The sequence below is a fragment of the Serratia montpellierensis genome (assembly GCF_020858655.1).
GTDB classification, from domain to species: domain Bacteria; phylum Pseudomonadota; class Gammaproteobacteria; order Enterobacterales; family Enterobacteriaceae; genus Serratia; species Serratia montpellierensis.
In genome coordinates this window covers 550086-573262 of record NZ_VOSN01000013.1, presented here as the reverse complement: position 1 = coordinate 573262, position 23177 = coordinate 550086, and the positions used below count along the sequence as shown (strand labels likewise).

Genomic DNA, 23177 nt, shown 5'->3' with positions numbered 1-23177 from the left:
GGTGAAGGCCATTATCACCAATGCCCTGTGGCTGATGCTCGAACGCGTTTCGCTCAGCCTGTCCGGCATCTTCGTCTCCATTTACGTTGCGCGCTATCTGGGGCCCGCGCAGTTTGGCACCCTCAACTATCTGTTGGCGACGATCGCCATCGTGGTGCCACTGGTGCAGTTGGGCGCCGACAGCATCATTTTCAACCGCGTCGCCCGCCGACAGCCGAGCGGCATTCGCCTGATGCTGGCGTCAATACGCCTGCGCCGTTGGCTGTTCCTGGTGGTGGCGCTGCCGATACTGATATGGAGCTATTTCAGCCAGTCGCCCGCCAGCCAACTGATGACGCTGTTGCTGCTTGTCAGCGCCTATTTCTCGATTCAGGACGTGTACAAGATTTATTACGATGCCCGCCTGCAGTCGAAACGCAATACGCTGATCAACAACCTGGCGCTGCTGCTGTCGATAGGGCTGCGGCTGGCGCTGGTGAGCGCGGCGCTGCCGCTGGTGTGGTTCGCGGTACCCTATATCCTCAGCAGCGCCGTCCCTTACCTGGCGCGCCTCTGGTTATTCCGTGGGGAAGCTGCGGCCGCGCCGCGGGTTACGCCGCGCCAGGCCGGGCGCTATGGCCGTTATCTGCTAAAGGTGGGCCTGCCGTTGGCCATCTCCAGCCTGTCGATAGTGATCTATACCCGCATCGATCAAATCATGCTGGGCAATCTGGTCGGCGAGCAGGCGGTAGGTTGGTTCAGTGCCGCCACCACCCTCAGTCAAGGCTGGGTTTTCGTGCCGATGGCGCTGATCACCTCGTTGATGCCGGGCATTGCCAGCTGTCGGGATCCGTTGGAGCAGGAATACCGTATCCGGGTGCTTTATCTGGTGGTCTTGGGCCTGTCGTTGCCGGTGTTGCTGGGCCTATGGTGGTTCGCCCACCCGGCGATTGCGCTGCTGTACGGTGCCGCTTTCCAACCGGCCGCCAACATCCTGGCTATTTGCACGCTGACTTCGCTGTTCTCGGTAATGGGGACAGTTTCGTATCGCAGCATCGTGCTGTTCGCCGGCTATCGCTTTATCGCCATCAAGATGCCGTTGGTGGCCGTGGCGAACGTGGTGATGAATCTGCTGCTGATCCCGCGCTACGGCCTGATCGGTGCGGCGGTGTCTACGCTGTTGGCGGAATTCATTTCGTTCTTCGTGCTGAACAGTTTATTCCGCGGCGGAAAAATTACCCGACTGCAGCTGACCTGTTTTTATTGCTTGCCGCGTCTTGTCAGCAAATTAAGGAGAGAACATGTTAAACATCCTGGTTAAAAACATTTCCAAGCGCCTGCCCGATGCCTGGCACCATCAGGTTAAATACGCGCTCTATTTCAAGAAGCTGCCGCACCTGTCAAAACCGACCGGCTTCAGCGAAAAGATCATGCGTCGCAAAATTTACCCGCGCAGCATCTACACCACCTTGTCGGACAAGTTCAAGGTACGTGAATTTATCGCCGGTCTGTGGGGCGAGGAGTATCTGGTGGAGCTGTATGCGCATGGCACTGAGCTCAGCTACGACATGTTCAGGCAATTGCCCAACGCCTTCGTGCTGAAGGCCAACCACGGCAGCGGTTATAACCGGTTGGTGTTCGACAAGCGGCAGGTTAGCTACGCGGAGTTGTACGATCTCAGCAACGCGTGGATGCGCAGCAACTTTTACGAGCAGAGTCGCGAAAAGCATTATCTGGATATCGAACCCTGCATCATGGTGGAGCGTCTGTTGCTGGATGGCGAGCAGGTGCCGAACGATATCAAGTTTCATTGTTTCAACGACAATCATGAAATTCGTATGTTCATCCAGGTGGATTATCAGCGTTTCGGCACTCATCGGCGCGATATTTTTGATATCGACTGGAACCGCACCGAAATCCGTATCAGCTTGCCGAATGCCGACGAACCGATGCCGCGCCCTACACGGCTGGACGAAATGACGCGTCTGGCTCGCCAGACAGCGCAGCAGTTCTCTTATGTCCGTGTGGATTTTTATCAGGTCGGCGAGAAGGTGTATTTCGGTGAGTTGACGTTTACGCCTGGCGCGGGGTTAAGCAAGCTGATGCCAAAAAACATTGAGCAGGAATGGGGCAGTTATTTTACTGAGTAAACACTTATGCAAAGAGTCGCCTCCAATTTTCAAATGCATGCCAACGCCGGTTATAATCAGTCGCGGGATTTAGTCAATCAATCCATCGTATTGACCTTTCTGCTGATGTTTTTCGTGAAAACCTTCCTGACTTCGGGATCGTTCAACAGCGAGCTGATTAATAAAACCGTGATGGGCCTTAATGGCCTGATGTTGCTCTATGTCGGTTATGCATTTTTTATCGCTACGCTGGCGGAAAAGGCGGTTGCGGGTTTTTTGGCTCTGTTGTTTCTGGTTAATATTGCTACCGGGCATGGGGATTATCTGTTTGGCGTGGTATTCAGCACGGCGGTGATAATTTTATTTCGCCGCATAGACATGGGGCGTGGCGCTGAAATGTTTGCCATCGCCTTTGTGGTGGCCGGGTTGCTGATGGTTATTCCCTATGCCTTTTACACCAATGGGTTTGTTTATCTTGATGAACGCTACGGCAACAGATTAACGCTGGGTTTCGATAACCCGAACACCCTGGCGTATTATTCTTTTGCCTTGTTCGCCACGCTGCTGTGCTTGATCGACCATGCGAAATTAACGCGTGGAATGAAAAATATCGCTTCGTTGGTGGTGTCGGCGTTAATTCTCCCGGTGCTGATGTATTCCTATTCTCGCACCTGTTTTATGCTGGCGTTGTTGATGTTACTGCTGTTTTGGCTGGCGCCGTTGCTGCGCGTCGCCCCCAATAGAAAAGTCTGCATCGTGCTGACGTTGGTCATTGTAGGCTTTCAATTCGCCAGCGTGATGCGCTGGGGAAGCAATCCGGCCTTGGACGTCCTATTGAACCAGGCGTTGACCGGACGAGTCTGGTTCTCCTGGCAGATGTTTCAGGCGGTGGGGCTACCTAATCCGCTGTTCGGCATGAATATAGAGCCTTATAAGCCCGTCGATTTCTTTTTCATTGCCATGTTTTATTCGGCCGGAGGAATCGCCTCTGTGGTCATGCTATTTTGTTATTTTCACCTGTTGGGAAATATGCGCAGTCTGAGTCGATTCATGCGCTGGGTAGTGGTGGTTTTCCTGTTGACAACGTTGACGGAAACCTATTTTTTGGTCCCGGTATTTAACGTGTCGTTATTGTTGCTTTGCCGTGGAAAAGAAATGATAAATTCTAAATTGGAGGGTTAAGAAATGGATTTCTCGATCGTGATCCCTATTTATAATAGTGCACGCTACCTGCCTAAAACTCTGAAGCGGGTATTCAACGCTTGCCAAGGGTTCGACTATCAGGTGATTTTGGTTGATGATTGCTCTGACGAGGAGGACATCAAATATATTCGACAGATAGCAGCGACCAATAGCAACGTGATGCTGCATGAGAAAAAAAAGAAGAGCAATGCGGCGGTATCGCGTAACTTAGGTATCAAGTTAGCGCAATCGGAGATCGTGTTTTTCCTCGACTCAGATGATTACTTCACGACAAATTACATTATTCGCCGCATGAATAAACATGAAGATCGCCATATTGATATTATCTTCGGTAACTATGCGGAGGTGAGCGGCGATTCGGTACGTGACTTTAATTTTCACTACAAATCCGGTTCTTCCGGCGAGGATTTTCTTTTTCTGGAGATGGGCGATATTCGTTCATCCACCATCAGCATACGTAAAAAAAGCGATCGCCGCTTTTTATTTCCCGAGTTCCTCAATAAGCATCAGGATTGGGGTTTCTTGGTCAATGCCACCAATTTGGGCGCGCATGTGGCGCACGATGCCGGCGGAGGGGTGTTTCTCGACATAGGGCGCTACGGGCGCATGACGTCGAAGCTTAATCTGGAGGCCAGTGACCGCTTTATCAATACGTTCCTCAGCCCCAGCGATCGCCATATTAGCGGATTCGCCTGCAAGCACCTGCTGGCCTCGTTGTATTCGGAAAACGCCCAGGCGTTCAACTATTACTCGTCGCGCATCGTACGGCACAGCCTGAGCGGCAAGTTCAAGGTGATCAAATGGTATGGCGATTGTCTGGCGCGGTTGGGGTTGTTCTCGGTTGGCGGCCGGCTGCTGCGCAATGTGCGCCAGGGATTCAGGAGATGATATGCAACCACGCAAGATAATCATCGTTATCGAAAATATAGCGGGCAAGGGCGGAACTGAACGGGTCGCCAGCGGTTTGGCCAATGCGCTGGCGCGTCTGCCGGGTTACGAGGTGGCGGTGTTTTCGCTGTTTGGCGAGCAGAGCTTCTTTCCGCTGGCGAGCGACGTCCGGCTGCGCTGCGGGGATGGCGATTCGCTGTTCTGGCCATGGCGGCTTGCGTTGGCACTGCGGCGTGAACGCGCGGACGTGATCATTACCGTTTCCATGGGGAAGCTGTCGGTGGTGATGACGCCTTTTCTGCGTTTGTTCTGTGCCCGCAGCCGGCTGCTGTTGAGTGAACACGTCAGCTTTCACCAGTATCCGCGGGTATTTAAGTGGTTGAAGTTGCTGGTTTACCGGCTGGGCGACCGCGTGATTTTCCTGACGCGGCAAGATAGCGACGCCATCGCTCGCTGGGTGGGGGCCGGGAAATGTCGGGTGATCGAGAACGTTTCACCGTTCGGCACGCAGGCGCCGACGCCGACGCTGCAGAAAAAGGTGGCGCTGGCGGTGGGGCGATTGAGCAATCAGAAAGGCTTCGATCGTCTGATCGCGTTGTGGCGAGGGGTGGCGGCGCAGGTGCCGGATTGGCAGCTGCTGATTATTGGCGACGGTCCGGAGCGCGACGCATTGCGGCGGCAGATTGAAGACGCCGGGTTGGAGCGGCAGGTGAGTCTGCTACCGGCCACCGCTGACGTGGCGGCCTATTATCGCCAAGCCAGCCTGTATTTGATGACTTCTCGCTATGAGGGGTTGCCGATGGTGCTGATCGAAGCCATGAGTTTCGGCCTGCCGCTGGTGGCCTACGACTGCAAGACCGGCCCGGCCGAGTTGATAGACGATGGTGTCAACGGCTATCTGGTGCCCGATGACGACGCCGCCGCCTTCAGCGAAGGGGTGATCAAACTGATGCTCGATCCGGGTTTGCGCGAGCACTTTTCTATCGCCGCGTTAGAGAAGTCTCGTCGTTTTTCTCCCGAACGTATTTATCCCGAGTGGCAACAGCTCACCGAGTGAGGACAGAATGGAAAAGATATCCGTGATAATGCCGGCCTACAATGCTGCGAACTCTATTAAAGAGTCGATTCTAGGCGTGTTGAACCAGCGATTTACCGATTATCACCTGTATGTGATCGATGATGCGTCCACCGACGAGACTGCCGAGGTGGTACGGCCGTTTATCCACGATCGCCTCACCTATATACGCAATGAGCATAACCAGGGCGTGGCGGAAACGCGCAACATCGGTATTGAGGCGGCGAAAGGCGACTATATCTCCTTCTGCGACAGTGATGACGTATGGCTTCCCAACAAGCTCTCGCGCCAGGCGAGCATTTTGCAAACTCGCCGCTACGACGTGGTGTGCTCCCATTATTACACCTTCGAAGACGACCTGAAATTGATCAAAAACACCCGTGGTGCGGATGAGCTTATTGGTTATCAGGACATGTTGAAAAGCAACTGGATCGGCAATCTCACCGGGATCTACAACCAGAAGCGCATCGGTAAGGTGTACCAGCAAAAGGTGGGCCATGAGGACTATTTGATGTGGCTGGCGGTGCTGCAGAAGGCGCGTAACGGCCTGGCCTACTGCATTCCCGAACCGCTGGCCTGTTACCGATTGTCTACCCACTCGCTGTCGGGCAACAAAATCCGCGCCGCGGACTGGCAATGGCGGATTTACCGTCAGCATTTGGGGCTGTCTTACCAGAAATCCTGCTATCTGTTCGCCACTTATCTGTTCAACGCCGTGGTGAAAAGGAAATGATCATGAAGGGGATGTACCAGATGGCGGCTCTGGGCTGTTGCGCCTGGTGGAGCGCTTCGGCTCTGGCGCAGAGCTGCCAACCCAATCTGTTGGCCAACCCCGGCTTTGAACAGGGGCTCAGCGGCTGGCGTGCGCAGGGCGCACAGGCCGACGGCGATGCGCACAGCGGCCGTGGCAGTCTGCGTTATGACAATGCAGATGCCGCGCAGTACCGTACCTTCAACCAGGCGCTGCAGGTCGTGCCCGGGCAGACGATCGATTTCGGCGTCTGGCTCAAGACCCAGGGCGTACGCGGGCAAAGCCGCGACGGCGGCGCCGGGGTCTATCTGCAGAGCTTTGATGCGCAGGGGCGCTTTCTGGAAGGCAGCTATCCGGCTGGGGTGACCGGCGACAGCGGCTGGCGGCAGGTGAGCGCCAGCTATACCGTGCCGCCGCAGGCGGCGCGAATCACATTTGGCGTCTATCTGCGCAAGGGGAGCACCGGTACCGCCTGGTTTGACGACGCCTATGCGTGTGCTCGAGCGCCTACGCCGGCGTTGTATCAGCTCGGCGCGTCGGCACAGGGGAAGGTCGACACGCTGTTGGTCACTTCGCAGCCGCAGCGTTTGCAGGTCGACAGCGAATTGCTCAATGCCGAGGGGCAGGTTGTTCACAGTAGCCGCGACCGTTATCAGGTTGAAAGGCAGCGCCGTATAGAATACCCACTGCCGACCGGCCTGGCCCAGGGGGAGTACCGCCTACGTCAGCAGGTCACCGGTCAGCAATCCCAGCCGGCACAGGGCAGCGAGCTGTCTTTTCGCGTCGGCCAGCCTGCGGCCAAAGTGGCGATCGACAGCGAAGGCTTTACCCTGCGCGACGGTCAACGGCTTTTCCCGTTGGGCATTTACGCCAACGTGGCTACCGATGAGCATTTGGCGCGCATCGCATCGGCGGGATTCAACACGGTGCTGAACTATGATTATGGGGAAAAGAAAGATCCTTACGCCTTTTTCCGCAACGCACGTCAGCGCGGGCTGCTGGTCATTTACTCCGTCAAAGATCAGTACCGCGGCAGCCGTTTCGCGCCGGCCGTGCGCGGTGGCGACTACGCGGCGATGACGGCCTGGTATGTGCAGCGCTTGCGCTCTCAGCCCAACCTGCTCGCCTGGTACATCAACGATGAGCTGGGGCCGGAATATCTCGATAAGATCGAGGAAAAAAACCTGCAAATAAAGCGGCTTGACGGCGATCATCCCACCTTCCAGGTGTTGAACAAAACCGGGGAGTTGGACGCCTACTTTAACAGCAGCGACATTTTGGCGACCGACCCTTACCCGGTGGGGAACGATCGCGATCTGACGCGCACCACGCGTTATACCGAACTGACGGTGCAGGCCGCCCGCCAGGCACGCGGGGCCTGGGTGGTGATGCAAATCATGGATCACGCCGCTTATGATGCCCGCCGTAAGCCACATCCGCCGTCAGAGGCAGAAATCCGCAACCAGGCCTGGCAGGCGCTGATCGGCGGCGCCAAGGGGCTGTTGTTTTATTCTTATACCGATCTGTTTTACAAGCGTAAAACCGGCCGCTTCGACCAACGGGAGTTTGACGCCACCTGGCGTGGCGTGGCTGCCGTGTCGCAGCAAATTGCCGCTTTCACCCCTTATCTGCTGACGGGAAAATCGACGCCGCTGGCGGGAAGCGATCCGCACATGCCGGCGCGGATGTTTATTCTGGGCGATCGCGCCTTGCTGCTGGTAGCCAATCCTTACTATCGAGAGGGAAGCACCCGATTGCGCCTTCCGGCGGGCTGGCGGCGGCAGGGAGAGGGCTCGGAGGTCAAGCTGGCGTTGCCCGCCGTGGGCACCGCGACGCTGTGGCTTCAACGCTGAACGCGTCGAGTGAACGACACGCGGGAGGTCTCTCCCGCGTCCTACCCCCAAATACCCCGCCTTGCCTCCCGTCCGTCATCCTTTGTCGTGAATTCCTGATTTATTCATTTAGATTCAATTAATTAAGATTAAGTCTCGCACCTATACTTTGGTGGTATTTCTCACCCGGCGCGCACGTCGCCTCCCGCTTTCTCTTGATCGCAATCAATTTGCCGCCGGTTGGCCGTCAGTAGGCTGGCGGCAGATTGAGCATGTCTTCTTATAACGACAAGAGCCTTCAGGAGCATTCCGGATGAGCAAATTTTTAGACCGTTTCCGCTATTTCAAGCAGTTGGCGGAGCCTTTTTCTGGCGAGCACGGCCAGACCTTGAACACCAACCGCGACTGGGAAGACGGCTACCGCAGCCGTTGGCAGCACGACAAAGTGGTGCGTTCCACCCACGGCGTGAACTGCACCGGTTCCTGCAGTTGGAAGATCTACGTGAAGAATGGTCTGGTGACCTGGGAAACCCAGCAAACCGACTATCCGCGCACCCGGCCCGATCTGCCCAACCATGAACCGCGCGGTTGCCCGCGCGGCGCCAGCTACTCCTGGTACCTGTACAGCGCCAACCGGCTGAAATACCCGCTGATGCGCAAGCGTCTGCTCAAGCTGTGGCGCGAAGCGAAAGCGCAGCACAGCGATCCGGTCGCGGCCTGGGGCTCTATCGTCGGCGATGCGGAAAAAGCCAAAAGCTACAAGGTGGCACGCGGCCGCGGCGGCTTCGTCCGATCCAGCTGGCAAGAGGTCAATGAACTGATCGCCGCCGCCAACGTCTATACCGCCAAAACCTTCGGGCCGGATCGCATTATCGGCTTCTCGCCGATCCCGGCGATGTCGATGGTGTCCTACGCCGCCGGCGCCCGTTACCTGTCGCTGATTGGCGGCGCCTGCCTGAGCTTCTACGACTGGTATTGCGATCTGCCGCCGGCCTCGCCGATGACCTGGGGCGAGCAGACCGACGTGCCGGAATCCGCCGACTGGTACAACTCCTCCTACATTATCGCCTGGGGCTCCAACGTGCCGCAGACGCGCACCCCGGACGCCCACTTCTTTACCGAAGTGCGTTACAAGGGCACCAAAACCGTGGCGGTGACGCCGGACTACGCCGAAGTCGCCAAGCTGTGTGACCACTGGCTGAATCCGAAGCAGGGCACCGACAGCGCGATGGCGTTGGCGATGGGCCACGTGATGCTGAAAGAGTTCCATCTCGATCGCGAAGTCGGCTACTTCCGCGACTACGTGCGCCGCTATACCGACATGCCGATGCTGGTGCTGCTGGAAGCGCGTGAAGGCGGCCACTACGCCGCCGGCCGCCTGTTGCGCGCCGCCGATCTGGTGGACGGATTGGGCCAGGAAAATAATCCCGAGTGGAAAACCGTCGCTATCGACAGCCGCAGCGGCGATCTGGTGGCGCCGCAGGGTTCCATCGGCTTCCGCTGGGGCGAGAAGGGCAAGTGGAACCTGGAACAGCGCGAAGGCAAGTCGCAACAGGAAGTCGAGCTGCAGCTCAGTCTGTTGGGCATGCATGACGACGTCGCCGAGGTGGGCTTCCCGTACTTCGGCGGCGCCGACAGCGAACATTTCAACAGCGTGGCGCTGGACGAGATCCTGCTGCACAAGCTGCCGGTGAAACGCCTGCAGTTGGCGGACGGCAGCGAAGCGCTGGTGACCAGCGTGTATGACCTGACGCTGGCCAATTACGGTCTGGAGCGCGGGCTGGGCGACGCCAACTGCGCCGCCGACTATGACGAGGTCAAGGCTTACAGCCCGGCCTGGGCCGAGCAGATCACCGGCGTGTCGCGCCACAACATCATCCGCATTGCCCGTGAGTTCGCGGAAAACGCCGAGAAAACCCACGGCCGTTCAATGATCATCGTCGGCGCCGGCGTCAACCACTGGTATCACATGGACATGACCTACCGCGGCCTGATCAATATGCTGATCTTCTGCGGCTGCGTCGGCCAGAGCGGCGGCGGCTGGGCGCACTACGTCGGCCAGGAAAAACTGCGGCCGCAAACCGGCTGGCTGCCGCTGGCGTTTGGCCTTGACTGGCAGCGCCCGCCGCGTCACATGAACAGCACCTCGTTCTTCTACAACCATTCCAGCCAATGGCGTTATGAAACCGTCGGCACCGACGAGTTGCTGTCGCCGCTGGCGGACAAGTCGCGCTTCGGCGGCAGTCTGATCGACTTTAACGTGCGTGCCGAACGCATGGGCTGGCTGCCGTCGGCGCCGCAGCTGGGCACCAACCCGCTGCGCCTGGCGGAGCAGGCCCGCGCCGCCGGCCAGTCGCCGGTCGAGTTCACCGTCGACGGCCTGAAAAACGGCACGCTGGGCTTCGCCGCCGAGCAGCCGGACAATCCGCAGAACTTCCCGCGCAACCTGTTCGTCTGGCGCTCCAACCTGCTGGGGTCTTCCGGCAAGGGCCATGAGTACATGCTCAAATACCTGTTGGGCACCGAAAACGGCATCCAGGGGAAAGATCTCGGCCAGCAGGGCGGCGTGAAGCCACAGGAAGTGGAGTGGCGCGAGCAGGGCGGCGAAGGCAAGCTGGATCTGGTGGTGACGCTCGATTTCCGTATGTCGAGCACCTGCCTGTACTCCGATGTGGTGCTGCCGACCGCCACCTGGTACGAAAAAGACGACATGAACACCTCCGACATGCACCCGTTCATCCATCCGCTGTCGGCGGCGGTCGATCCGGCCTGGGATTCGAAGAGCGACTGGGAGATTTACAAGGGCATCGCCAAGGCCTTCTCCGAAGTGTGCGTCGGCCATCTGGGCCAGGAAACCGACGTGGTGACCTTGCCTATCCAGCACGACTCCGCCGCCGAGCTGGCGCAGCCTTACGGCGTGCAGGACTGGAAGAAAGGCGAATGCGATCTGATCCCCGGCAAAACCGCGCCGCACATCATTGCGGTAGAGCGCGATTATCCCGCTACCTACGAGCGCTTCACCTCGCTGGGGCCGCTGCTGGACAAACTGGGCAACGGCGGCAAGGGCATCAGCTGGAACACCCAAACCGAGGTCGACTTCCTCAAGCAGCTTAACTACGTCAAGGCCGACGGCCCGGCGGCGGGGCGGCCGAAGATCGAGAGCGCGATTGACGCGGCGGAAGTGATCCTGTCGCTGGCGCCGGAAACCAACGGCCAGGTGGCGGTAAAAGCCTGGGAGGCCCTGAGCAACGTCACCGGCCGCGATCACCGGCATCTGGCGCTGAACAAGGAAGACGAGAAAATTCGCTTCCGCGACATTCAGGCGCAGCCGCGCAAAATCATCTCCAGCCCGACCTGGTCCGGTCTGGAAGACGAACACGTTTCCTACAACGCCTGCTACACCAACGTGCACGAGCTGATCCCGTGGCGCACCCTCAGCGGCCGTCAGCAGCTGTATCAGGACCACGAGTGGATGCGCGCCTTCGGTGAAAGCCTGCTGGTATACCGGCCACCGATCGACACCCGCGCCGCCCAGCCGCTGCTGAACAGCAAGCCGAACGGCAACAAGGAGAAAGCGCTGAACTTCCTGACGCCGCACCAGAAGTGGGGCATTCACTCCACCTACAGCGACAACCTGTTGATGCTGACGCTGTCGCGCGGCGGCCCGATCGTCTGGCTGAGCGAAGACGACGCCAAAGATCTGGGCATCGCGGACAACGACTGGATCGAGGCCTTCAACGCCAACGGCGCGCTGACGGCGCGCGCGGTGGTCAGCCAGCGTATCCCGGCCGGCATGACCATGATGTACCACGCGCAGGAGCGCATCGTGAACCTGCCGGGCTCGGAGATCACCAGCCAACGCGGCGGCATCCACAACTCGGTGACCCGCGCCTGTCCGAAGCCGACCCACATGATCGGCGGCTACGCGCAGCTGGCCTACGGCTTCAACTACTACGGCACCGTTGGCTCCAACCGCGACGAGTTCGTGGTGGTGCGCAAGATGAACCGCATTGATTGGTTGGACGACGAAGGCAACGACTACGCGCAGGGCAGTCAGCAGGAGAACAGCAAATGAAAATTCGTTCGCAAGTCGGCATGGTGCTGAATCTGGACAAGTGCATCGGTTGCCACACCTGTTCGGTCACCTGCAAAAACGTCTGGACCAGCCGCGAGGGTATGGAGTACGCCTGGTTCAATAACGTGGAAAGCAAGCCCGGCGTCGGTTATCCGCACGCCTGGGAAGATCAGGAAAAATGGAAGGGCGGCTGGATCCGTAAAATCAACGGCAAGCTGGAGCCGCGCATGGGCAGCCGCGTCGGCGTATTGTCGAAAATCTTCGCCAACCCGGACGTGCCGGCGCTGGACGACTACTACGAGCCGTTCGATTACGACTACCAGCATCTGCACACCGCCAAACAGGGCAAGCACCAGCCGGTGGCCCGCCCGCGCTCGCTGATTACCGGCCAGCGCATGAACAAGATCGAAAGCGGCCCGAACTGGGAAGAGATCCTCGGCGGGGAATTCGAAAAACGCTCGCAGGACAAGAACTTCGATAACCTGCAGAAGGCGATGTACGGCCAGTTCGAAAACACCTTCATGATGTACCTGCCGCGCCTGTGCGAGCACTGCCTCAACCCGGCCTGCGTCGCCACCTGCCCGAGCGGGGCGATCTACAAGCGCGGCGAAGACGGCATCGTGCTGATCGACCAGGACAAGTGCCGCGGCTGGCGCATGTGCCTGACCGGCTGCCCGTACAAGAAAATCTATTTCAACTGGAAGAGCGGCAAGTCCGAGAAGTGCATCTTCTGTTACCCGCGTATCGAAGCCGGGCAGCCGACGGTCTGTTCGGAGACCTGCGTGGGCCGCATCCGTTATCTCGGCGTGCTGCTGTACGACGCCGATCGCATCGAGCAGGCGGCGGCGGTGGAAAACGACAAAGATCTGTATCAGAGCCAGCTCGATATCTTCCTCGATCCGCATGATCCTAAGGTGATTGCTCAGGCGCTGGCGGACGGCGTGCCGCAGGGCGTCATTGAAGCCGCCCAGCAGTCGCCGGTGTACAAAATGGCGATGGACTGGAAGCTGGCGCTGCCGCTGCACCCGGAATACCGCACGCTGCCGATGGTGTGGTACGTGCCGCCGTTGTCGCCGATTCAGTCCGCCGCCGACGCCGGTGAGCTGGCGCACAGCGGCGTATTGCCGGACGTCGAGAGCCTGCGCATTCCGGTGCAGTATCTGGCGAATCTGCTGACCGCCGGCGATACCGAACCGGTACTGCTGGCGCTGAAGCGCATGCTGGCGATGCGCCACTACAAACGGGCGGAAACCGTCGACGGCGTGGTGGACACCAGCGCGCTGGAACAGGTTGGCCTGAGCGAAGCGCAGGCGCAGGAGATGTATCGCTACCTGGCGATCGCCAACTATGAAGATCGCTTTGTGGTGCCGTCGAGCCACCGCGAACTGGCGCGCGAAGCCTTCCCGGAAAGCAAGGGGTGCGGTTTTAGCTTCGGCGACGGCTGTCACGGCAGCGATGGCAAGTTCAATCTGTTCAACAGCCGCCGTATCGATGCCATCGACGTGACCGCGAAAACCGCGCGGCCGGAGGATGCCTCATGATCAGCCTGAAAGTGATCGCCCGCCTGCTGGATTACCCGGAGCAGGCGCTGTTTGACCATCAGCAGGCGCTGATCGAAGCGCTGGAACCGGCCAGCGAGCTGGATCTGCACCACAGCGCGCAGCTGATTCTGTTTATCCGCCGCCTGTGCGCGCGCCCGTTGCTGGACGCGCAGGCCGATTATTGCGAGCTGTTCGATCGCGGCCGCGCCACCTCGCTGCTGCTGTTTGAGCACGTGCACGGCGAGTCGCGCGGCCGCGGCCAGGCGATGGTTGACCTGATGGCGCAGTACCGCGCCGCCGGGCTGGAGATCGACAGCCGCGAGCTGCCGGATTTCCTGCCGCTGTACCTGGAGTATCTGGCCAGCCGCAGCGCGGCGCAGGCGCGGGAAGGGCTGCAGGACATCGCGCCGATCCTGGCGTTGCTGGGCGCGCGCCTGCAACAGCGCGAAAGCCCCTACGCGGTGCTGTTCGATCTGCTGCTGGCGCTGTCCGGCAGCGAGGTGCAGGCCCAGGCGTTGGAGACCCAGGTGGCGCAAGAGGCGCGTGACGATACGCCGCAGGCGCTGGATGCGGTGTGGGAAGAGGAGCAGGTCAAGTTTCTCGGCGAACAGGGCTGCGCCTCCGCCCAGCAGACGGCGCACCAGCGGCGCTTCGCCGGCGCGGTAGCGCCACAGTATCTGGATCTGACGGATGCGTTAACCGGAACCAAAGGACGCTAATCATGCAATTTTTGAATCAGTTCTTCTTCGACATCTACCCTTATCTGGCCGGCGCGGTGTTTCTGATCGGCAGCTGGTTGCGTTATGACTACGGTCAGTACAGCTGGCGCGCCGGCTCCAGCCAGATGCTGGATAAAAAGGGCATGCGGCTGGCGTCCAACCTGTTTCACATCGGCATTATCGGCATCTTCGCGGGCCACTTCCTCGGTATGCTGACGCCGCACTGGATGTATGAGGCCTTCCTGCCGATCGACGTGAAGCAGAAACTGGCGATGATCGCCGGCGGCGCCTGCGGCCTGATGACGCTGATCGGCGGCGCGCTGTTGCTGAAGCGTCGCTTGACCAACCCACGGGTGCGCGCCACCAGCAGCTTCGCCGACATCATGATCCTGACGTTGCTGGTGGTGCAGGTGTGCCTGGGCCTGCTGACCATTCCGTTCTCCGCCCAGCATATGGACGGCAGCGAAATGATGAAGCTGGTGGCCTGGGCGCAGGCGGTGGTGACCTTCCACGCCGGCGCCTCTGCGCACCTGGAAGGGGTGGCGATTATCTTCAAACTGCACATGGTGCTGGGCATGACGCTGTTCGTGCTGTTCCCGTTCTGCCGCCTGGTGCACATCTGGAGTGCGCCGGTAGAGTACCTGACCCGCCGTTATCAGCTGGTGCGCAACCGCCGCTGAGCCTGACCCCGCCGCCGCTGATCGCCAGCGGCGGCGCTATTCCGATAATTCCCCCGCCGTCTGCCCATTCTCGCCGCCTTGTCGTAAACTAACTGTCTCAGTCATGTTACGCTTATGCTTCCGCCGACGGACGTCGGCCCGTGGTAGCCGATAACAAGAGATACCGCCTTGATGAAAGGCATTTTGGGACATAAAAACCGGGGATGATCCGTGTGGCCTTCGTGCCGTGCGGGAGAATCGCTTTATGGATAGTCAGGTTAATCAATAACAATAATGACCACACAATGTCGCTCACCCGAGCTGTTGCCTCTGAAAATCATTGCCACCGGGGCCGCGTTGCCGCCCAACCGCGTGGCGTCCTCTACGCTTGACGCTCGCCTGGGAAAACCGGCCGGTTACGTTGAAAAACGCTCGGGCATCGTTTATCGCTATCACGCCGCCGACGATGCCAGCCAGGCCGAACTCGCCGCCGCTGCGCTGCAAGATGCGCTGGCTCGCCACGCCATCCCGGCAGCTTCCATTGACCTGCTGATCTCCGCCTCGGCGATATCGGTGCAGGCGCTGCCATGCACCGCCGCGCATATTCTCAAGGTGGCGGGGCTGGCGGCGGGCACGCCGGGCTTCGACATCAACAGCAGCTGCGTCAGCTTTATCTCTGCGCTGCAGGTGGCGGCGGGGCTGTTGAACGCCGGGACGTATCGGCGTATCGCCATCGTTTCGGCGGATCTCGCTTCACGCGGCATCGACTGGCAGCACGAAGAGTCGTCGCTGATTTTCGGCGATGGTGCCGCCTGCGCCATCGTGGAGCGCGGCGACGGCGCCAGCGGTATCCTCGCCAGCCTGGTGGAAACCTATCCCGCCGGCAGCGAACTGTGCGAGATCCGCGCCGGCGGTACGCGTCGTAACCCGCGCGCCGGCATGTGTGAGCAAGACTTCCTGTTTCATATGCAGGGCAAGCCGCTGTTCCGTCAGGCGTCGGCGCTGATTGAGGGCTACCTCGACCGGCTGCTGAACGCCAGCGGCCTGACCCTGGCGCAGATCGCCACCGTGGTGCCGCATCAGGCCAGCCATCTGTCGCTCGAACATATGCGCAAGCGGCTGCACGTCTCCAGCGAGGCGCTGGTCGACATCTACCGCCATCATGGCAATCAGGTGGCGGCGTCCATCCCGACGGCGCTGCATGCCGCTGCGACCACCGGGCGCTTCAATCCCGGTCAGCCGGTGATGCTGATCGGCACTGCCGCCGGGCTGGCGCTGGCCGGCATGGTGTTGCTGCCATGAGGGTGCTGGTCACCGGGGCGACCAGCGGGCTGGGACGCAACGCGGCGCAGTGGTTGCTGGAGGCCGGACATCAGGTGCGCGCCACCGGCCGCGATGCACGGGCCGGTGAAACGCTGCGTCGGCTGGGCGCCGAGTTTTGCGCGCTCGATCTGGCGCAGGCCACGCCGCAGCAGTGCCGGGAGCTGGTGACCGACTGCGAGTGGGTGTGGCACTGTGCGGCCAAGTCTTCGCCCTGGGGCAGCAAGGCGGAATTTCACCGCATCAACGCCGCGGCGACGGAGACGCTGGCGGCGGCGGCGGGGCGCTGCGGCGTGCGGCGCTTCGTGCATATCTCCACGCCGGCAATCTACTTCGATTTTCAGCCGCATTACGATCTTGACGAGGGTTACCGCGCCCGGCGCTTCGCCAATCACTATGCTGCCAGCAAGTATGCGGCCGAACAGCGCCTGTTGGCGCAGGCGAAGATCTATCCGCAAACCACCTACATTATGCTGCGGCCGCGCGGCCTGTTTGGCCCGCACGATCGGGTGATCGTGCCGCGGCTGTTGCAGCAGCTCGAACGCGATCGCGGCGTATTGCGATTGCCCGGCGGCGGGCAGGCGTTGCTGGATCTGACCTTCGCTCCCAACGTGGTGCACGCCATGGAGCTGGCCAGCCGGCAGCGCGGATTGCCGTCCGGCGCCGTGTACAACATCACCAACCACCAACCGCAGCGGCTGGCGGAGATGCTGGATGCGCTGCTGCGCCAGGCGCTGGGGCTGCGTTACCGGCTGCAGGCCGTGCCCTATCCGCTGCTGCATACGCTGGCCGGCGGCATGGAGCTGTGGGCAAGCCTGAGCGGCAAGGAACCGATGCTGACGCGCTACAGCGTGGCGGCGGTGCATTTCGACATGACCCTGAGCCAGACCCGCGCGATCGAAGAGCTGGGCTATCGGCCGCGTTACTCGATGGAAGAGGGGATCCGCCTGACCGGCGAATGGCTGCGGCAGCAAGGAGGCGGACAACATGGCTAAAGTCACCGTTTTTGAAGTGGGCTATTGCACGCATATCGGCTGCATGGCGCTGGCGCGCGCCGGGTTCCGGGTGTGCAAATTCCCGGCGCGCGCCTATCTGCTGGAGGTAGGGGAGCGCCGCTGGCTGTGGGATACCGGCTACGCGCATTATTTTCAGCAGCACACGCAGTCGGGGCTGTTCAGCCTTTACCGCCGCATGACGCCGGTCTATTTCGATCCCGCCGAGTCGTTGGCGCGCCAGCTGCGCGAAGCCGGTTACGCCGAAGGCGACATCCAGGCGCTGATCGTCTCGCATTTTCACGCGGACCACATCGCCGGGCTGCAGGATTTCAGCCAACTCGACTTTATTTGCTCTGGCGAAGGCTGGCAGCAAACCCGTGGGCTGCGCGGTTTTGCGGCGCTGAAGCGCGCCTTTATTCCCGGCCTGATCCCGGCGGACTTCGAGAGCCGTCTGCAGTTTATGGAGGCTTTTCCTTCGGTGGCGTTGCCCGCGCTGCTGGCGCCGTTCGATCGCGGTTATGCGCTGCCGGGCAGCGAAGGGCAGATCGTGCTGGTGCCGCTGCCGGGGCATGCGGCCGGCCATATCGGCGCCTTTATCCTCACCGATGCCGGTTGGACGCTGCTGGCCAGCGACGCCGCTTGGTCGCCGCAGAGCTACCAGACGCTGCGCGGGCCTTCGCGCCTGGCCAATCTGGTGATGGACGACGCGGCGGCGTACACCCGCACGCTGGAGCGGCTCAACCAGCTGTGGGCGGGCGGCCAGGTCAACATTTTGCTGTGTCATGAGGGTGACCTGTGATCCCCTTCATGACCCTTTGGCACTATTTCCGCGCCCGACGCCTGCGCTTTGGCGATCGTGCGGCACTGGAGGCGTATCAGGCCCGGCAGCTCACGGGCTTTGCCCGCCGGGTGCTGAGCAAGAGCCCCTATTTTCAGCGTTTCAGCCGCCGGCCGTTCGCCGAATGGCCGCAGATGGACAAGGCGCTGATGATGGCGCAGTTCGACCGGATGAATACCGCCGGGCTGCAGCGCGATGCGGTGCTGGCCTGCGCGCAGCGCAGCGAGGCGGATCGCGATTTCACGCCGAAGATCGGGCGCTACAGCGTCGGATTGTCGTCCGGCACCTCCGGGCAGCGCGGCGTGTTTGTCGTCAGCCCGCACGAACAGCAGGTGTGGGCCGGTGGCATGCTGGCGAAGATGCTGCCGGACGGGCTGTTGGCCGGCGAGCGCGTTGCGCTGTTTCTGCGGGCGGACAATAATCTCTATCACAGCGTGAACAACCGTTGGCTGAGCCTGGCATTTTACGATCTGCTCGCGCCGTTCAGTGCGCATCTGCCCGCATTGGAACGGCAGGCGCCCAGCATCATCGTGGCGCCGGCGCAGGTGCTGCGCGCCCTGGCGCTGGCGGTGCTGGCCGGGCAGGTGAAGCTGCCGGTCAAAAAAGCGATCTCGGTCGCCGAGGTGTTGGAAGAACAGGATCGCCGCCTGCTGATGCAGGTGTTTCCGGCGGTCGGCGAAGTGTATCAGGCTACCGAGGGGTTCCTGGCCGCGACCTGCGCGCACGGCACGCTGCACCTGAACGAAGAGTTTTTGCATATCGAACCGCAGTGGATCGACGAGCAGCGTTTCACGCCGCTGATCACCGATTTTACCCGCAGTACACAGCCGATCGTGCGTTATCGGCTGGACGATGTATTGGTGCTGCGCAAGGAACCCTGCCCGTGCGGGCAACCGACGCGGGCGATCGCCCGTATCGAGGGGCGACGCGACGATCAGCTGATGCTGCCCGACGCACTGCGGCAGCCGCAGGCGGTATTCGCCGATGCCTGTAGCCGGACGATCGCCAATGCGCTACCGCTGACCAGCGATTACCGCCTGATCCAGCGCGGCGAGCACCGGCTGGAGCTGATCGCTGATTGCAGCCCGGCGGCGTTGGCGCACTGCCAGGCGCAGCTGATCGCACTGTTCGCCCGTCAGGGCATCGCCACCGAGCGGCTCGAATGGCGGCTGACGACGCAGGCGGTGCTGCCGCAGTTCGATCGCAAGCGGCGGCGCATCGTGCGCCAGGCGGAGGAAGCATGAAAAATACGCTGTTCAGGCTAGGGCACATGTTGCTCGGCTGGGGGACGGTCGGGGTCGTGTATAGCCTGACCGATCGCCTGCAGGGGGCGGGAACTTTGTTGCCGCCGTCGGCGCTTGATCGGGCGATCCCGTTCAACCCGGCGGCCATCTGGCTCTACCTGTCGTTCTTCCTCATCGTCCCGGCCGGCTATTTGCTGGCGCCGCTGCGGCGAATCAAATGGCTGACGCTGGCGATGCAGCTGACGGCGCTGGGCGCCGGAGCGGTTTACTTGCTGTGGCCGACCACCATGGCCTATCCGCAGAACGATGGCGTTGGGATCAGCGCGCAGCTGCTGGCGGCGTTAACGCAGGTGGATTCGGCGCAGAACTGCCTGCCTTCGTTGCACATGGCGCTGACGGTGCTGGCGGTGTGGGCGCTGAGCGACGGCGAGCGCAAAATGCGGACGGCGCTGTGGATGCTATGGGGCGTGGCGATCGCGTTCTCCATTCTGCAGCTGCGCCGTCACTTGTTTGTCGATTTGGCAGGTGGCGCCTTGCTGGCGCTGTGCGCCGGCGGGCTGGCGCTGCGTATAAAGGCCCTGCGCAGGCGCGTGGTTAAAGGAGAAATGGGATGAGCGATCTGGCGTTGCCGATAGTGTTCATGCTGTTCATCGTGGTGGCCGAGGCGGTGGCGCTGCAGTGGGGGCGCCGTGAGCCGGTCAACTGGCACGATCTGGTGTTCAACCTGAACTCCGGCCATATCATGCTGTGGCTATTCCGCGGGCTGGAGATCACCTGCTACGGCTACGTGGCCGCGCATTTCAGCCTGGGGCTGCTGGACGCCTGGCCGCCGCCGCTGATGTGGTTGTTCGCCCTGCTGGCGTGGGACTTCGGTTTCTACTGGCTGCATCGTCTGCACCACCGCTTTCGCGTGCTGTGGGCCGTGCATGTGGTGCACCATCAGGGGGAGCACTTCAACCTGTCATTGGGGGTGCGCAACTCCTGGTATTCGTCGTTGACGTCGATTCCGTTCTTTTTGCTGTTGGCGCTGGCGGGCGTGCCGCTGTCGGTGTTTGTCACGGTGTCGATTTTTCACTACAGCATTCAGCTGTTTAACCACAATGCGATGACGCCGAAACTCGGTGTGCTGGAAAAAATTCTGGTCACGCCGGCGCACCACCGGGTGCACCACGTCAAGGATATGGCGTATTCCAATAAGAACTTCGGCGGCAGCTTTATCTTCTGGGACAAGCTGTTCGGCACCTTCTGCCCGGCGTTGCCGACCACGCCGTTCAGCTATGGCGTCAGCGGTGACAGGCCGTCCGCCAACCCGTTTTGGGCGAGTAATCTGCCGTTCCTGCGCTATTTCCGTCTGGCCTGGCGCCCGGCGCCGGGCCAGCCACGCGACCGCCGTTCGGCGCTCAGCGTCTTCAGCGGTGCCATGCTGTTGTTCTCGCTGGTGGTCGGTTACGTCTACCAATACGGTTATGGTTACGGCGACATCAGCTGGCCGCAAATGGCGCTGCTGGTGCTGCTGGCGTTGGGCTCGGTAGCGCTGGGCGGCATGACGGAAGGACGGCCGTGGGCGAGCGCCGTCTGGCTGCTGATCGCGCTGGGCATGCCGCTGCTGTTTATCGGCTATCTTGGCTGGCCGCAGCGCTATTGGCATATCGCCATGGCCGCCGTGGTGTTGCATGCTCTGTGCGTCGCGCTGGGCTGGGGACGGGGGGCCGCATCGGCCGCCGTGGAGGAACCGCATGGCTGAGTCATTGCCGCCGCTGCGTTTTCCCGCCGATGGCGAGCAGGCGTTTCATCGCGATCTCAAGCGCGCGGCGCACGCCTGCCTGGCGGGCGATCATCGCTATGCCGATGCCGCGCGGCTGGTCAAGGCCGCGCTGTTGTTGGCGTTGTGCGCCGGGTTTTACGCGCTCAGCCTGATGCAGCATCAGCCATGGGCGTTTTTCCTCTGCTATTTCCTGTTCGTGACCATGGGTATGCTGCTCAACGTCAACGTCAACCACGATGCTTCGCATAACGCCTTCCTGCGTGCGCCCTGGGCCAATCGTCTGGTGGGACGGGTGGTGACGCTGCCGCTGGGCGTCGATCCGGACTACTGGCGCACGCGGCATGTGGATTACCACCACGTTTACGCCAACGTCGAACACTACGATCTGGATACCGAAGAGAACGGGTTTTTCCGCCAGACGCCGTTCCAGCGCTGGCGGCCCCATATGCGCTATCAGCATCTGTACTGGCCGCTGATCGCCGCGCTTTCCTTGCCCTATATCGCCTGGATTTTCGATTGGTCCGATCGGCTCGATAAAACGCCGCTGCGGGAAAAACGCGTGCTGGCGGGGCGCGGCGGTTGGGCGCTGTTCGTGCTGTGCAAGCTCGCGCATCTGGCGCTGGTGCTGGTGGTGCCGCTGCTCGTGGGCCACCTGCACGGCATCGGCTGGGGCTGGGTGCTGTTGGCTTACGCGCTCAGCCAGATGTTTGCCTCGCTGCTGGTGGTGTTCCTGCTGCTGGGCACCCACTGGGCGCAGGCCGAGTTTTACCCGGCGCCGACGGGCGACAGCATGCCGCAAGGCTGGTACCGGCACAATTTCGCCACCGCCTGCGACTGGCAGCCCGAACCGCGCTGGCTGGAACACCTGACCGGCGGGCTGAACTATCACCTGACCCATCACCTGTTTCCCGGCTGGAATCACCGCCACTATCCGGCGCTGGCCGCCGCGGTGGCGGAGATCGCGCAGCGGCACGGCATGGCGTACCGCTGCATCGGCTATCGCGAACTGCTGGCGCAACAACAGCGCTTCTTGCGGCGGATGGGGCAGCCATGAAACCGCTGCGTCCGTTAGCCTATCGGCGCGACGACGGCGGGTTGCATCGCGCGCTGATGCAGGCCGCCCAGCACTATCTGGCGGCCAACGGCGATCACCGTTTCGCCGACGGGGGCATGCTGGCGAAGGTGGCGCTGTTGTTGGCGCTGTGCGGCCTGTGTTATAGGCTGAGCCTGCAGCAGCAAAACGGCTGGGCGTTTTTCGCCTGCTATTTCGGTTTTATCTTTATCGGCATGTTCCTGACGGTGAACGTGGTGCACGATGCCTCGCACAACGCGTTTTTCCGTCGGCCCTGGGCCAACCGTTGGCTGAACGCCCTGGTGAGTGTGCCGCTGGGACTGGACCCCGACTGCTGGCGCGTGCGCCACGTGCTGTTCCACCATGCTCATAACAATATCGAACATTACGATCCCGACATCGACGCCAACGGCGTGCTGCGGCAAACGCCGTTCCAGCGCTGGCGGCCCTTTATGCGCGCCCAGCGTTACTATTGGCCGCTGGTGGCGGCGCTGACGTTCCCGTACTACATCTGGCTGTTCGATTGGCTGGACCGAGCGGGCCGCACCCGCGTGGCGGCGCGCATGGCGCAGCAGGGCGTGCGCGGCTGGTGCGGATTTCTGGCGGGCAAGGCGGCGCACCTGCTGCTGGCGCTGGCGATCCCGTGCTGGCTGCTGCCGCCGGCCATCGGCATCGGGCAAATCCTGCTGGTCTATTTGCTGAGTCAGATGCTTTCTTCATTGCTGTTCGTGATGTTGATCATCGGCACCCACTGGGCCAAAGCCAATTTTTATCAGGCGCCGGCGCAGGGGGCGATGCCGCACGGCTGGTATCACCATGTGTTCGCCACCACCTTCGACTGGCTGACCCGGCCGCGCTGGCTGGGATACTGGCTCGGCGGGGCGAACCTGCATTTGACGCATCATCTGTTCCCGCACTGGAGCCACCGCCATTACCCGGCGCTGAGCCGCATCATCGGCGAGGTGGCCCCGCGTTTCGGCATCGACTACCGCCTGCTGGAACTGGAGGAGCTGTTGCGCCTGCAGCAACGCTTCCTCAGCGCGATGGGGCGCAAGCCGCAATAGCGTTGCATGCGGATTGTGCGAGGCATTA

General features: G+C 61.1%; 19 protein-coding genes. All 19 read left to right on the top strand.

Annotation, left to right across the window (positions count from 1 at the left end):
• Position 1: 1 nt before the first annotated feature.
• The 19 genes from FUU19_RS14530 to FUU19_RS14440 all read left to right on the top strand — a co-directional run bounded on the left by FUU19_RS14530 (position 2) and on the right by FUU19_RS14440 (position 23149).
• The gene (locus tag FUU19_RS14530; protein ID WP_141968235.1) at positions 2-1300 is read left to right on the top strand and encodes a flippase; all 1299 of its coding nucleotides are present in this window, start codon (positions 2-4) and stop codon (positions 1298-1300) included.
• Entirely contained in the window at positions 1281-2129 is an 849-nt protein-coding gene (locus FUU19_RS14525; RefSeq protein ID WP_141968237.1) for an ATP-grasp fold amidoligase family protein, read from the top strand. Before FUU19_RS14530 ends, FUU19_RS14525 begins: the two co-directional genes overlap by 20 nt.
• A 6-nt stretch (positions 2130-2135) precedes the next feature.
• On the top strand, positions 2136-3290 hold the full coding sequence (locus FUU19_RS14520) for a hypothetical protein (RefSeq protein WP_230490868.1): 1155 nt from the start codon (positions 2136-2138) through the stop codon (positions 3288-3290).
• A gap of 3 nt (positions 3291-3293) precedes the next feature.
• The gene (locus FUU19_RS14515; RefSeq protein WP_141968241.1) at positions 3294-4199 is read left to right on the top strand and encodes a glycosyltransferase family 2 protein; all 906 of its coding nucleotides are present in this window, start codon (positions 3294-3296) and stop codon (positions 4197-4199) included.
• A gap of 1 nt (position 4200) precedes the next feature.
• On the top strand, positions 4201-5256 hold the full coding sequence (locus tag FUU19_RS14510) for a glycosyltransferase family 4 protein (RefSeq protein WP_141968243.1): 1056 nt from the start codon (positions 4201-4203) through the stop codon (positions 5254-5256).
• Positions 5257-5263: 7 nt separating this feature from the next.
• Complete coding sequence (locus FUU19_RS14505; RefSeq protein ID WP_230490869.1) at positions 5264-6007, top strand: glycosyltransferase family 2 protein; 744 nt, start codon at positions 5264-5266, stop codon at positions 6005-6007.
• Between the two features lie 11 nt (positions 6008-6018).
• Positions 6019-7878, top strand: coding sequence for a carbohydrate binding domain-containing protein (locus tag FUU19_RS14500; protein WP_373275460.1), 1860 nt, complete (start codon positions 6019-6021; stop codon positions 7876-7878).
• A 292-nt stretch (positions 7879-8170) separates the two neighbouring features.
• Positions 8171-11932, top strand: coding sequence for a nitrate reductase subunit alpha (locus tag FUU19_RS14495; RefSeq protein ID WP_141968247.1), 3762 nt, complete (start codon positions 8171-8173; stop codon positions 11930-11932).
• Complete coding sequence (gene narH / locus FUU19_RS14490; protein ID WP_016927361.1) at positions 11929-13473, top strand: nitrate reductase subunit beta; 1545 nt, start codon at positions 11929-11931, stop codon at positions 13471-13473. The genes FUU19_RS14495 and narH overlap by 4 nt, the downstream gene beginning before the upstream one ends.
• Entirely contained in the window at positions 13470-14192 is a 723-nt protein-coding gene (gene narJ, locus FUU19_RS14485) for a nitrate reductase molybdenum cofactor assembly chaperone (RefSeq protein ID WP_230507148.1), read from the top strand. Before narH ends, narJ begins: the two co-directional genes overlap by 4 nt.
• 2 nt (positions 14193-14194) lie before the next feature.
• Positions 14195-14872, top strand: coding sequence for a respiratory nitrate reductase subunit gamma (gene narI / locus FUU19_RS14480; protein WP_025303199.1), 678 nt, complete (start codon positions 14195-14197; stop codon positions 14870-14872).
• 273 nt (positions 14873-15145) lie between these two features.
• On the top strand, positions 15146-16153 hold the full coding sequence (locus FUU19_RS14475) for a 3-oxoacyl-[acyl-carrier-protein] synthase III C-terminal domain-containing protein (RefSeq protein WP_141968249.1): 1008 nt from the start codon (positions 15146-15148) through the stop codon (positions 16151-16153).
• Positions 16150-17166, top strand: a complete 1017-nt coding sequence (locus FUU19_RS14470) for an NAD-dependent epimerase/dehydratase family protein (protein WP_230490871.1) — start codon at positions 16150-16152, stop codon at positions 17164-17166. The genes FUU19_RS14475 and FUU19_RS14470 overlap by 4 nt, the downstream gene beginning before the upstream one ends.
• Complete coding sequence (locus FUU19_RS14465) at positions 17159-17965, top strand: MBL fold metallo-hydrolase (protein WP_230507147.1); 807 nt, start codon at positions 17159-17161, stop codon at positions 17963-17965. The genes FUU19_RS14470 and FUU19_RS14465 overlap by 8 nt, the downstream gene beginning before the upstream one ends.
• A complete protein-coding gene (locus FUU19_RS14460; RefSeq protein ID WP_230490873.1) occupies positions 17962-19248 on the top strand; it encodes a F390 synthetase-related protein in 1287 nt (428 codons plus the stop codon). The genes FUU19_RS14465 and FUU19_RS14460 overlap by 4 nt, the downstream gene beginning before the upstream one ends.
• Complete coding sequence (locus FUU19_RS14455; RefSeq protein ID WP_025303194.1) at positions 19245-19862, top strand: phosphatase PAP2 family protein; 618 nt, start codon at positions 19245-19247, stop codon at positions 19860-19862. The genes FUU19_RS14460 and FUU19_RS14455 overlap by 4 nt, the downstream gene beginning before the upstream one ends.
• Positions 19859-20992 carry a sterol desaturase family protein gene (locus FUU19_RS14450; protein WP_230490874.1) on the top strand — a complete coding sequence of 378 codons (1134 nt, stop codon included), beginning with the start codon at positions 19859-19861 and terminating at the stop codon, positions 20990-20992. Before FUU19_RS14455 ends, FUU19_RS14450 begins: the two co-directional genes overlap by 4 nt.
• Positions 20985-22067 carry a fatty acid desaturase family protein gene (locus FUU19_RS14445; protein WP_230490875.1) on the top strand — a complete coding sequence of 361 codons (1083 nt, stop codon included), beginning with the start codon at positions 20985-20987 and terminating at the stop codon, positions 22065-22067. Before FUU19_RS14450 ends, FUU19_RS14445 begins: the two co-directional genes overlap by 8 nt.
• On the top strand, positions 22064-23149 hold the full coding sequence (locus tag FUU19_RS14440) for an acyl-CoA desaturase (protein ID WP_197833679.1): 1086 nt from the start codon (positions 22064-22066) through the stop codon (positions 23147-23149). The genes FUU19_RS14445 and FUU19_RS14440 overlap by 4 nt, the downstream gene beginning before the upstream one ends.
• Positions 23150-23177: the final 28 nt, after the last annotated feature.